The organism is Streptococcus sp. DD04 (genome assembly GCF_001578725.1).
In the GTDB taxonomy this organism is placed as follows: Bacteria; Bacillota; Bacilli; order Lactobacillales; family Streptococcaceae; genus Streptococcus; species Streptococcus sinensis.
Map to the genome: position 1 here is coordinate 153,975 of NZ_KQ968977.1, position 2,635 is coordinate 156,609.

General features: G+C 44.6%; 3 protein-coding genes and 1 pseudogene. All 4 read right to left on the minus strand.

Annotation, left to right across the window (positions count from 1 at the left end):
• Nucleotides 1-173: NAD-dependent epimerase/dehydratase family protein (locus STRDD04_RS11395; protein ID WP_231853887.1), on the minus strand; the 173-nt coding region annotated here is incomplete at its 3' end.
• A 45-nt stretch (nt 174-218) separates the two neighbouring features.
• A complete protein-coding gene (gene galT / locus STRDD04_RS03490; protein ID WP_062199382.1) occupies nt 219-1,700 on the minus strand; it encodes a UDP-glucose--hexose-1-phosphate uridylyltransferase in 1,482 nt (493 codons plus the stop codon).
• Nucleotides 1,697-2,356, minus strand: a complete 660-nt coding sequence (locus STRDD04_RS03495) for an HAD family hydrolase (RefSeq protein ID WP_062199384.1) — start codon at nt 2,354-2,356, stop codon at nt 1,697-1,699. Before STRDD04_RS03495 ends, galT begins: the two co-directional genes overlap by 4 nt.
• A gap of 11 nt (nt 2,357-2,367) precedes the next feature.
• Nucleotides 2,368-2,635, minus strand: a pseudogene (locus STRDD04_RS03500) (galactokinase); the annotation flags it as partial.

The window sequence follows — 2,635 nt, forward strand, 5'->3', positions numbered from 1 at the left end:
AAGTCCTTATCCGCCAAATCCCCCTCATAAAAGACCGCTTTCGGATGGACAGCTGCCCGATGGCCAGTCACCAAATTATCAACGACGACTACCTCTTCCTTGCCTGCTGCTACCAAACGGTCTACCATGTGCGAGCCGATATAGCCAGCTCCGCCTAATACTAAAATCGCCATAAAACTTCCTTTCCCTGTTACGCTAGATTCATTATAACACATTTCCTAGGGCTGGATGCCAACGGATTGGACGAAGCGCATGAAAGCCTCCTTGCCCTCCTCAGTTCGCTTGTAAACTCCCGCATCTTCCAGTACTCGACTGAAAATTTGACCGACTGAATCCTGAACCACTTGTCCAACAGTCTCAGCAGCAATATCCGGATACTGAGTCTTAAGTTGGTTCGCCCACTCCTGATGATAGCCAGCAACCTGACAGTCTTCTCCCAGCAAGAAAAGTTCCACCTGCTTGAGTTCTTCCTTGAGCCGAGGCGGCAGAATAGCCAGTCCCATAACCTCAATCAGACCGATATTTTCTTTCTTAATATGCTGCACATCTGCATGAGGGTGATAAATGCCGTCCGGATGTTCTTGTGAAGTTTGATTGTCCCGCAAGACCAAGTCAAGCTCAAAAGCTCCATCTTTTCTGCGAGCAATCGGTGTGATGGTATGGTGCGACTCACCCTCAGACTCTGCCAAGACCTGCACACTCGGGTCAGAATAAGTCCGCCAAACTTGCAAGATCTTGTCAGCCAACTCAATCAACTGTTCCTTCTTCTCAGATCTCAGCCGAATGACGGACATGGGCCACTTGACAATGCCTGCCTCTACCTCATCAAATCCGCTAAAAGTAAAGCTGTAATCCAGCTCTGCTATTTCCATAGGGAAAGTATGACGTCCGCCCTGATAGTGGTCGTGGGTCAGGATGGAGCCACCGACAATCGGCAGATCGGCGTTGGAGCCAGCAAAATAGCCCGGAAAGGTCTCGACGATGTCCAGTAGGCGCTCAAAAGTCAGCCGGCTGATGGACATAGGAAGGTGTTGACTGTGCAGAAAAATGCAATGTTCATTAAAATAAGCATAGGGCGAATACTGGAAGCCCCACTCCTGTCCAGCCAAATCAAAGCGAACAATCCGATGATTGGCGCGAGCTGGGTGATCCAAGCGCCCTTGGTAACCTTCATTTTCCATGCAAAGTTGGCAGGCTGGATAATTACTGTTCTTAGCCTTTTTAGCTGCCGCAATTTCCTTGGGATCCTTTTCTGGCTTAGAGAGATTAATGGTGATTTCCAAATCTCCGTATTCAGTTGGCGCTTTGAAAGCAATGTTTTTAGCAATAGCCTTGACCTTGATATAGTCATTCTTTTGACTAAGCTGGTAAAAATCAGCCACAGCTTGCTCGGGATTGGAAGCATAAGTCGTCCAGAAATCCCGATTGAGCTGACTAGGGGCTGGTGTGATGAAGTTCATAAGCTCAGCACCAAGGATTTCACGCGCAGTCTGACTATCCTCAATCGTCTCTAATCTAACTGCCTCCTCAACCAGCTGGTCCTTGAGGTCAATCAAGTCATCCAACTCAGTCTCAACTTCTAAAACACCATCTCCCACTCGTGCCAAAACACGATTGGTCAGGTAGATTCGATCCATTTCCTCAAATGAACTTTCAGAAATGACTTCTGTGATAAATGCATCTATAACTTCCTGACTCATTGATTCTCCTTCTTACATTCTAAATAGTCTCTGACAGCGTCTAAATCCTGAAAAACTTGTTCTGTTTTATTTAAGAAAGACTGCGCTGGCATTTTTAAGTCTGGAATACAAATAACTGGTATCCCAGCTCTATACGCTGCTTCAATCCCTGCTTCACTATCCTCTAATACTAAGCAATTCTCTGGTAAAACATTCAAATCACTGCAGGCCTTTAAAAATATATCAGGGTAAGGTTTGCTTCGCTTTACATCTTTTGCAAAAACTAGATGATCAAATAGAGCCAGTATACCATTACTATCCAAAATCATTCTAGCTCTAGATTCAACACTTGAAGTTGCTAAGGCGATTGGAATACCTTCTCTTTGCAAAAAAGCAAGCAAATTTTTAGCACCTTTTTTTAAATTTACACCTTTGGCTAATATTCGAGCTTCCAGTTCATAAACTTTTTCTAAGGTTTGGTCAAAGTTCCAAGGTAAATCATAGGTGTCCAAAAATCGTTGAACATTCTCCTCTTCCCTATGTCCACTGTATTCTCTAGAATATGTTTCTTCTGTGAAAGGAATTCCAAAATCTTCAAGCAATTCTTGATAAACTTTTAGAGAAATGATCTCAGTATCAGCTAATAAGCCATCTAAATCAAATATTACAGCGTCCATTTACTTCTCTCCTAGTCTAAAACTCGACTGCCACCTGCAACTTCAGCGATATAGAAGCTTGGAGCGTATCCAACGACTTCCTCGTAATGTTTGCCTACAGCTTCCTTAAAGGCCTCGACAGTATCTTTTTGAACCAAAGCAATGGCGCAACCACCGAAGCCTGCTCCAGTCATACGAGCCCCCAGAACACCTTTTTGCTCCCAGGCCGTGTGAACCAAGGTGTCCAGCTCTAGACCAGTCACTTCATAGTCATGCTCTAAAGAAACATGAGACGCATTC

What these genes read in the sequence shown, in the direction of transcription:
- galT (WP_062199382.1), bottom strand. Translation starts at nt 1,700, where the DNA reads ATGAGTCAGGAAGTTATAGATGCATTTATCACAGAAGTCATTTCTGAA.
- STRDD04_RS03495 (WP_062199384.1), bottom strand. Translation starts at nt 2,356, where the DNA reads ATGGACGCTGTAATATTTGATTTAGATGGCTTATTAGCTGATACTGAG.